This window comes from Mycobacterium sp., assembly GCF_049683935.1.
Lineage (GTDB): Bacteria > Actinomycetota > Actinomycetes > Mycobacteriales > Mycobacteriaceae > Mycobacterium.
Genome location: NZ_JBAUJR010000449.1, coordinates 1 through 7,825, shown reverse-complemented (window position 1 = coordinate 7,825; position 7,825 = coordinate 1). Strand labels below are relative to the sequence as shown.

Genomic DNA, 7,825 nt, shown 5'->3' with positions numbered 1-7,825 from the left:
CCGGTCCAGAACTCGCTGCTGCCCTCGATGACGGCAGTGAAACCGTCGACATGGTCGGACAGTCGGCGGGCGGCGGTGTCCCAGGCATCGGCGAGCCGATGCAGTGCCTCCGGTCGCCACGACTCGGCCTGCGAGACGGTGGGCCGGGTCACCTGAGTGGAAACCGTTCACCGTTGGCGGCGTCGGCGCGTTCGAACACCTCAGCCGATGCCCGTGCGGCGGTGGCCCATTGGTGAAGGCTCTCCGAGATGTCGCCGATCTCGGCGACGATCGGTGCGGCTTCGACACTCGCGTGCACCAGCGATCCGGGCAGCCCGCCGAGGTCCCATCGCGCGTCGCCCATGTCGGCCACTTCCGCGCCTGCTGCGGAGATGCGATCGGCCAGGCGCCGCAACCGGTCGAGGTCGATGTGTGTGCTTTCCCCCATGGCTCATGCTGGCAGATCCGGCCTGCTGCCTGCTGTGGTTATCCACAGGCACCGCGGCGCGCTGGCGTGGCCAGGCCACCGTCGCGCCGAGCAGCAAGTAGTCTCGATGAGGTGCAGCGACGAATCATGGGGATCGAGACCGAATTCGGCGTGACCTGCACGTTCCATGGCCACCGCCGGCTCAGTCCCGACGAAGTCGCCCGCTATCTGTTCCGGCGGGTCGTGTCCTGGGGCCGTAGCAGCAACGTCTTCCTCCGTAACGGCGCGCGTCTGTACCTCGACGTGGGCAGCCACCCCGAGTACGCGACCGCCGAATGTGACAGCCTCATCCAGCTGGTGACCCACGACCGGGCCGGCGAACGCGTGCTCGAAGACCTGTTGATCGACGCCGAGCAACGCCTCGCCGACGAAGGCATCGGCGGTGACATCTACCTGTTCAAGAACAACACCGACTCTGCGGGCAACTCGTACGGCTGCCACGAGAACTATCTGATCGTGCGCGCCGGGGAGTTCTCGCGTATCTCGGATGTGCTGCTGCCGTTCCTGGTCACCCGCCAGCTCATCTGCGGCGCGGGAAAAGTGCTGCAGACCCCGAAGGCGGCGACCTTCTGCCTGTCCCAGCGGGCTGAGCACATCTGGGAGGGCGTGTCGAGCGCGACCACCCGCTCACGGCCGATCATCAACACCCGCGACGAGCCGCACGCCGACGCCGAGAAGTACCGGCGCCTGCACGTCATCGTCGGCGACTCCAACATGAGTGAGTCCACCACGATGCTCAAGGTGGGGTCGGCGTCTCTGGTGCTGGAGATGATCGAGGCCGGTGTGGCGTTCCGTGACTTCTCGCTGGACAACCCGATCCGCGCGATCCGCGAGGTCAGCCACGATCTGACAGGACGACGCCCGGTGCGGTTGGCCGGCGGCCGGCAGGCCAGCGCGCTGGACATTCAACGCGAGTACTACTCCCGCGCGGTCGACTACCTGCAGACGCGGGAGGCGAACGCGCAGATCTCGCAGGTCGTCGAGCTGTGGGGTCGGCAACTCGATGCGGTGGAGAGCCAGGACTTCGCCAAGGTCGACACCGAGATCGACTGGGTGATCAAGCGGAAGCTGTTCCAGCGTTACCAGGACCGCTACAACATGGACCTGTCCGACCCGAAGATCAGCCAGCTCGACTTGGCCTATCACGACATCAAGCGTGGTCGCGGCGTGTTCGACCTGCTGCAACGCAAGGGTCTGGCGGCGCGGATCACCACCGACGAGGAGATCGACGCCGCGGTGAACACGCCGCCGCAGACCACCAGGGCCAAGCTGCGCGGCGAGTTCATCAGCGCCGCGCAGGAAGCCGGCCGGGACTTCACCGTCGACTGGGTGCACCTCAAGCTCAACGATCAGGCGCAGCGGACCGTGCTGTGCAAGGACCCGTTCCGGTCGGTCGACGAACGCGTGAAGCGGCTCATCGCCAGCATGTGATCAGCGGGTGGTGCCCGCTCGGTGCACCGACACCGCGTAGTCACCACCGGTGAACGGCTCGCGGTCCCAGGTGGCCCAGCGGTCCACCAGCGTCAGGCCCGCGGCCGCGGTCAGTTCGTCGTAGCGATCCACCGTCAGCCGACCGGTTCGCAGCTGGAAACCTGCGACCAGCAGCCCGTTGGGTGTCAGCAGGGCCGTGAGCTCGTCGATCACCCGACCTTCGGTTCCTCGTTCGACGAAGATCATCACGTTGCCCGGCAGCGCCACCATGTCGAACGTCCCGTCCAGGCGCGAACCGGCATCAGCGAGGTCGGCCTCGATCCAGGTCAGCTCAGGTGCCTTGGCGCGGGCGGTGTCCAGCATCGTCGGGTCCAGATCGAGCCCGACCACCGAGAAACCCCGGGCGGCCAGTTCGATCGCGACCCTGCCCGTCCCGCATCCGGCATCGAGCACCCGGTTGCCGCCGAACTCGCGGAGCAGGGATTCGATGAGGTCGGCCTCGCCGTGAACGCCGGCACCGGACTCGGCGAGGCGTTTCCAGCGGGCGTCGTAGTCGTCTCCGCGGGGCACGTCGGACTGCTGCCATCGACTGCTCATCGCGCGATCCTGTCAGACGCACGGGCATCGGCCGTCGGATGGGATGCCCGACGCACCCTAAGCTCTATCCCGTGGGGATCTCCAAAGTCGAACGGCTGATGAACCTTGTCATCGCGCTGCTGTCCACGCGGGCGTTCATCACCGCCGACCGGATACGCGAAACCGTCTACGGATACTCCGGTGACGCCAGCGACGAGGCGTTCTCGCGGATGTTCGAGCGCGACAAGAACGAACTGCGCGATCTGGGCATCCCGCTGGAGACCGGGCGGGTGTCGCAGACCGACCCGACCGAGGGCTATCGCATCAGCCGCGAGGCCTACGCGCTGCCCGCCGTGGAGCTGACCGCCGACGAAGCGGCCGCGGTGGCGGTGGCGACACAGCTGTGGGAATCGCCGGAACTCATCACCGCGACGCAGGGTGCGCTGCTGAAGCTGAGGGCGGCCGGCGTCGACGTGTACGCGCCCGATGGCGACGTCACGATCACCTCCACCGCCGCGCTCCCCGGGCTGCGGGGCTCCGAGGAGGTCCTCGGAATCCTGTTGTCCGCCATCGACTCCGGTCATGTGGTGCAGTTTCCACACCGCTCGTCGCGCACCGAGCCGTACGCCACCCGCACGGTGGAGCCCTGGGGCGTGGTCACCGACAGAGGTCGCTGGTATCTGGTCGGCCACGACCGTGATCGTGACGCCGTTCGCACCTTCCGGCTCTCGCGGATCGGCGCGGAGGTGACGCCGGTCGGGGAGCCGGGCGCGGTGAGCAGGCCGCCCGGACTGAACCTGCGCGAGATCGTCGACCGGGTCGTGGGTGACTGGCCGACGGCCGGGCAGGCCAAGGTCTGGGTCGCCGAGGGCCGGGCCACCGCGTTGCGGCGGCGGGCCACCGTGGTGGGCCCGTACACCCTGGGTGGTCGCGCAGGGGAGGAGATCACCCTCGACATCGACATGTTCGACCGGGCGGCACGCGAGATCGCCAGCTATGGAGCGGACGCGGTGGCGTTGGAGCCGGCGTCGCTGCGTGAGGAGGTCGTGGCGCGGTTGCAGGCGCAGGCGGCGGTGGGCAGCGAGGTCCGATCGTGACCGCAGTCAGTACGCGGCTGGTGCGGCTGCTGAACATGGTTCCGTACTTCCAGGCGAACCCGAGAATCACCTACGCCGAGGCGGCGATCGACCTCGGCGTCAGCGTCGACCAACTCCGCGACGACCTCAACCAGCTGTGGATGTGCGGTCTGCCGGGGTACGGGCCCGGCGACCTGATCGACTTCGAGTTCTCCGGCGACACCATCGAGGTCACGTTCACCGCGGGCATGGACCATCCGCTCCGGTTGACCTCGCCGGAGGCCACCGGGGTGTTGGTCGCGCTGCGTGCGCTGCTGGATGTGCCGGGAATGGTGGATCCCGAAGCGGCGCGCAGCGCGATCGCCAAGATCGAATCCGCGGCCGGCCAGGTCGGTCACGGTGTCGAAGGTGGCGCTGTCGACGAACCCGCGCCGGTCGAGAGTGAGGCCGCCGCGGCAGTACGGACCGCGGTGCGCGCCGATCAGGCATTGGCGATCGACTACTACTCGGCATCGCATGACGAGCTGTCCAGTCGGGTGGTGGATCCGATTCGTGTCGTCTTGATAGCCGATCACAGTTATCTCGAGGCGTGGTGCCGCTCCGCCGAGGGCGTTCGGCTGTTCCGGCTGGATCGGATCGTTGATGCCAGGGTGCTCGACGAGCCGTCGGCGCCGCCGCCCCCCGCTGTGCAGGCCGGCCCGGACACCTCACTCTTCGACCCGGACACCGCAGATCCGAGCCTGCCGACGGCGACACTTCTTGTCGAACCGTCGGCGTCGTGGATGTTCGACTACTACCCGCTGCGGGTGGTGCGGGAGTTCCCCGACGGTTCGTGCGAAGCGACGATGACCTACGCCTCCGACCAGTGGATGGCCCGCTTCATCCTGGGATCCGGCTCGGCCGTGCAGGTGCGGGAGCCCCAGCAGCTGGTCGAGCGCGTCCGGAAGTCCGCCGTGGCTGCGCTCGAGGCCTATCGGGTCGGTACCGGGTCCTCGGGCGGGTAGACTCGGCGCAGACGTCTGGAGGTAACCAAATTGGGTGGTCTACAACCGTGGCACTGGGTCATCGTCATCGCAGTGTTCGTGCTGCTCTTCGGTGCGAAGAAGCTCCCCGACGCGGCGCGATCCCTGGGTAAATCGATGCGCATCTTCAAGTCCGAGATCAAGGAGATGCAGGCCGACTCCAAGACGGAGACGCCGACGCAGATCTCCTCGGAGCGGGTCGTCGACCCGGCCGACGCGCCCACCACACAGGCGGCCACCGAGCCGTCGTCGGACAAGCGCCCGGCCTGACCAGTCATCTGGGTTCGCGGGCACAACGCCCGCGACGTGACCTCGCGCGTGTGAGAAGCACTTAGGCAACCTCCGTGCAGATACCTGGCTTACTCAAGAAGTTCGACCCCCGTCGGCGACGTTCCCAGGCCAATCCCGACGGCACGATGTCGTTGACCGAACATCTCACCGAACTGCGCGGCCGGCTGCTCATGGCGGCGTTCGCGGTGGTGCTGACCACGATCCTCGGATTCCTCTGGTACACCCACGGCGTGTTCGGGATGCCGAGCCTCGGCGACTGGTTGCGTGGCCCGTACTGCGCGCTACCGGAGTCCGCGCGGGCCACCATCGCCCCCGACGGTCAGTGCCGACTGCTCGCCACCGGGCCTTTCGACCAGTTCATGCTCAGGCTGAAGGTGGCGCTGACGGCGGGTCTGGTGATGGCCTGTCCGGTGTGGCTGTACCACCTGTGGGCGTTCATCACCCCGGGTCTGTATCGCAACGAGCGCCGGTTCGGCGCGGTGTTCGTGGTGATCGGCGCAGCGCTGTTCATCGCGGGCGCGATCCTGGCTTACGTGGTGCTGTCGACGGCGTTGGACTTCCTGCTGACGGTCGGCAGCGACGTTCAGGTGACGGCGCTGTCCGGCGATCAGTACTTCGGCTTCCTGATCAACCTGCTCCTGGTCTTCGGCATCAGTTTCGAGTTCCCGTTGCTGATCGTGATGCTCAACCTGGTGGGAGTGCTCCCCTACGAGAAGCTCAAGGCGTGGCGCCGGGGATTGATCATGGCGCTGTTCATCTTCGCGGCGTTCTTCACCCCCGGTTCGGACCCGTTCTCGATGCTGGCGCTGGCGTTGGCGTTGACGCTGCTGCTGGAACTGGCCATCCAGATCGCGCGGTTCAACGACATGCGCAAGGCGCGACGCGCCCGCCTGACCGAGGTGGCCGACGACGAGGCGGCGCCGATCGGTGCCGCCGAGAGAATCGAAGCACCGTCGGCCGTGCCCGCACCGTCACGGCTCGTGGTCGATGACGACGCCACCTGAGGCGCCGGGCCCCGCCCTCGACGACGTCACCGCGTTCGCCTCGCAGCTTCCGTTCACGATGGACGGTTTCCAGCGTCGCGCCTGTGATGCGCTGGCCCAGGGCCACGGGGTCCTGGTGTGTGCGCCGACCGGAGCAGGCAAGACGGTGGTCGGTGAATTCGCCGTGCACCTGGCGCTGGCCGCGGGCCGAAAGTGCTTCTACACCACACCGATCAAGGCGCTGAGCAACCAGAAGCACAACGACCTGGTGCGCCGCTACGGACCTGAACGCATCGGTCTGCTCACCGGTGACCAGGCGATCAACGGTGACGCCGACGTCGTGGTGATGACCACCGAGGTGCTGCGCAACATGCTGTACGCGGATTCACCCGCGCTGCACGGGTTGTCGCATGTCGTGATGGACGAAGTGCACTTCCTGGCCGACCGGATGCGCGGGGCGGTCTGGGAAGAGGTGATCCTGCACCTGTCCGACGACGTTCGGTTGGTGAGCCTGTCCGCGACCGTGAGCAACGCCGAAGAGTTCGGCGGCTGGATCCAGACCGTGCGCGGCGACACCACCGTCGTGGTCGACGAGCATCGCCCGGTGCCGCTGTGGCAGCACGTGCTGGTCGGCAAGCGCCTGCTCGATCTGTTCGACTACCGCGCGTCAGGCCCGGCCAAACCGGGACGCGACCTGCTGGTCGACCCGGAGTTGCTGCGCCACATCACACATCGGCGCGAAGCCGACCGGCTGGCCGATTGGCAACCGCGAGGCCGGAACCGCACCGGTCGGCCGAGCCTCTATCGCACACCAGGGCGACCCGACGTGATCAGCGTGCTCGAGCATGCCCGCCTGCTGCCGGCGATCACGTTCATCTTCTCGCGGGCCGGGTGTGACGCCGCGGTCAAGCAGTGTCTGCGATCGTCGTTGCGGCTGACCACCGACGAGGAGCGGCGCCGGATCGCCGAGATCGTGGACCGCCGCACCGCCGACCTCAACGACTCCGATCTGATCGTGCTGGACTTCCACGAGTGGCGCGAGGGACTGCTGCGCGGTCTTGCCGCGCACCACGCAGGCATGTTGCCGACCTTCCGCCACACCGTGGAGGAGTTGTTCACCGCCGGTCTCGTCAAGGCCGTATTCGCCACCGAGACACTGGCTCTGGGAATCAACATGCCCGCCCGCACAGTGGTGCTGGAGCGGCTGGTGAAGTTCAACGGCGAGCAGCACATGCCGTTGACCGCGGGGGAGTACACCCAGCTCACCGGCCGAGCGGGGCGACGCGGCATCGACGTCGAGGGCCACGCCGTGGTGCTGTGGAATCCCGATGTCGACCCCGCCGAGGTCGCCGGGCTGGCCTCCACCCGGACGTTCCCGCTGCGCAGCTCGTTCGCCCCGACCTACAACATGACGATCAATCTGGTGCACCAGATGGGCCCCGAGCAGGCGCACCGGCTCTTGGAGCGGTCCTTCGCGCAGTATCAGGCTGACCGGTCGGTGGTCGGACTGGTGCGCGGGGTCGAGCGCGGCGAGCGGCTCCTGACGGAGCTGGCAGCCGAACTCGGCGGGCGGGACGCCGCGATCCTCGACTATGTCCGGCTGCGCGCCCAGATCGCCGAGCGGGAACGCGCGCAGTCGCGAGCGTCGCGGTTGCAACGCCGCCAGGCGACCAACGACGCGTTGGCCGCGCTGCGCCGGGGCGACATCATCACCCTCACCCACGGTCGGCACAGTGGCCTGGCCGTCGTGCTCGAACCCGCGCGCGACGACGACGATCCGCGACCGTTGGTGCTGTCCGAACACCGTTGGGCGGGCCGCATCTCGTCGGCCGACTATTCCGGTGGTGCCGCCCCGTTGGGCACGATGGCGCTGCCGAAAAGAGTCGAGCATCGCAACCCCAAGGCGCGGCGCGACCTGGCGTCGGCGTTGCGGTCGGCGGCCGCGAGCCGCGATGTCCCCTCGGCACGCGGGCGCAGGAG

8 protein-coding genes are annotated in these 7,825 nt (G+C 67.9%); 6 read left to right on the top strand and 2 right to left on the bottom strand.

The window, feature by feature from the left end; all coding sequences use genetic code 11:
• Window positions 1-148 precede the first annotated feature (148 nt).
• A complete protein-coding gene (locus WA965_RS25175; RefSeq protein ID WP_526301641.1) occupies window positions 149-427 on the bottom strand; it encodes a DUF7162 family protein in 279 nt (92 codons plus the stop codon).
• 111 nt (window positions 428-538) lie between these two features.
• Between WA965_RS25175 and pafA the strand changes: the two genes are divergently transcribed.
• The gene (pafA, locus tag WA965_RS25170) at window positions 539-1,897 is read left to right on the top strand and encodes a Pup--protein ligase (protein WP_526301639.1); all 1,359 of its coding nucleotides are present in this window, start codon (window positions 539-541) and stop codon (window positions 1,895-1,897) included.
• Here the strand turns inward: pafA and WA965_RS25165 are convergent, their stop codons facing one another.
• Window positions 1,898-2,494 carry a class I SAM-dependent methyltransferase gene (locus tag WA965_RS25165; protein WP_526301637.1) on the bottom strand — a complete coding sequence of 199 codons (597 nt, stop codon included), beginning with the start codon at window positions 2,492-2,494 and terminating at the stop codon, window positions 1,898-1,900.
• 71 nt (window positions 2,495-2,565) lie between these two features.
• Between WA965_RS25165 and WA965_RS25160 the strand changes: the two genes are divergently transcribed.
• The 5 genes from WA965_RS25160 to WA965_RS25140 all read left to right on the top strand — a co-directional run.
• A complete protein-coding gene (locus WA965_RS25160; protein WP_526301635.1) occupies window positions 2,566-3,570 on the top strand; it encodes a helix-turn-helix transcriptional regulator in 1,005 nt (334 codons plus the stop codon).
• Window positions 3,567-4,553 (top strand): helix-turn-helix transcriptional regulator, encoded by a 987-nt coding sequence (locus WA965_RS25155; protein ID WP_526301633.1) that lies wholly within the window; start codon window positions 3,567-3,569, stop codon window positions 4,551-4,553. The genes WA965_RS25160 and WA965_RS25155 overlap by 4 nt, the downstream gene beginning before the upstream one ends.
• 30 nt (window positions 4,554-4,583) lie before the next feature.
• Window positions 4,584-4,841 (top strand): Sec-independent protein translocase subunit TatA, encoded by a 258-nt coding sequence (gene tatA, locus WA965_RS25150; protein WP_178360152.1) that lies wholly within the window; start codon window positions 4,584-4,586, stop codon window positions 4,839-4,841.
• Between the two features lie 74 nt (window positions 4,842-4,915).
• Window positions 4,916-5,866: a twin-arginine translocase subunit TatC gene (tatC, locus tag WA965_RS25145; protein WP_526301631.1), complete on the top strand. Its 951-nt coding sequence runs from the start codon at window positions 4,916-4,918 to the stop codon at window positions 5,864-5,866.
• Window positions 5,850-7,825: DEAD/DEAH box helicase (locus tag WA965_RS25140; RefSeq protein ID WP_526448183.1), on the top strand; the 1,976-nt coding region annotated here is incomplete at its 3' end. The genes tatC and WA965_RS25140, both read left to right, overlap by 17 nt.

Coding starts and splice junctions, on each gene's coding strand:
- WA965_RS25165 (WP_526301637.1), bottom strand. CDS start 2,494: ATGAGCAGTCGATGGCAGCAGTCCGACGTGCCCCGCGGAGACGACTAC.
- WA965_RS25175 (WP_526301641.1), bottom strand. CDS start 427: ATGGGGGAAAGCACACACATCGACCTCGACCGGTTGCGGCGCCTGGCC.